This window comes from Marinobacter sp. UBA2498 (assembly GCF_002341575.1).
Classification (GTDB): domain Bacteria; phylum Pseudomonadota; class Gammaproteobacteria; order Pseudomonadales; family Oleiphilaceae; genus Marinobacter; species Marinobacter manganoxydans.
Window position 1 is genome coordinate 26,837 of sequence record NZ_DDOI01000059.1, and the last position, 496, is coordinate 27,332.

1 protein-coding gene is annotated in these 496 nt (G+C 55.2%); it reads left to right on the top strand.

Annotated elements, in window-relative coordinates; translation table 11 throughout:
* A partial coding sequence (locus B2W52_RS07320) for a cbb3-type cytochrome c oxidase subunit I (RefSeq protein WP_286802278.1) occupies positions 1 to 496 on the top strand: 496 nt, incomplete at both ends.

Sequence of the window (496 nt, forward strand, 5' to 3'; positions counted from 1 at the left end):
TCGGCTTTGGTGGAAGTGCCCTGTTTGCTACCTCCTATTATGTCGTTCAGCGCACGTGCCAGGCTCGACTGATTTCGGATAGCCTGGCTGCGTTCACTTTCTGGGGCTGGACGGCGATCATTGTCGCGGCAGCCATTACCCTGCCATTGGGCCTTACCACTTCAAAGGAATACGCCGAACTGGAGTGGCCGATCGATATCGCCATTGCGGTCGTCTGGGTGACGTACGCTCTGGTGTTCTTCGGAACCATCATGAAACGGGCCACACCGCATATCTATGTGGCTAACTGGTTCTATGGCGCCTTTATCCTGACCGTTGCAGTGCTTCATATCGGGAATAACATGGCGCTGCCAGCCGGTGCGTTCAAGTCCTACTCTGCCTATGCGGGCGTTACCGACGCCATGATGCAGTGGTGGTATGGACATAACGCAGTAGGCTTCTTCCTGACCGCAGGTTTCCTGGGCATGATGTACTACTTCGTTCCCAAGCAGGCCAA